Here is a 231-nt window from a genome sequence, read left to right as displayed (position 1 = left end):
AGGCCTTGGAGTAGACCCAGCGGGTGAAGCCGGAGCAGTCCATGCCGCCCTTGGTGGGGCCGGGCGTGGCGCCGTGGCCGCCGCCCCACACGTACGGGTAGTGCTTGCCGGCCATGACCTGCGAGACGGCGGCGAGGACAGCGGCGTTGTGGCTGCCCTTCGGAGCCGGTGCCGGAGCGCTGGTCGGGTCGATGGAGGCCTTGGTGGCGCGGCCGACGACCCCGTCGACGG

Annotated in this window: 1 protein-coding gene; it reads right to left on the bottom strand. The window is 73.6% G+C overall.

The window, feature by feature from the left end:
* A partial coding sequence (locus H9I38_RS10695; protein WP_226338811.1) for an NlpC/P60 family protein occupies positions 1 to 231 on the bottom strand: 231 nt, incomplete at both ends.

This window comes from Arthrobacter sp. UM1 (assembly GCF_020483305.1).
Taxonomy (GTDB): domain Bacteria; phylum Actinomycetota; class Actinomycetes; order Actinomycetales; family Micrococcaceae; genus Falsarthrobacter.
This window is presented reverse-complemented; position numbering and strand designations above follow the sequence as displayed.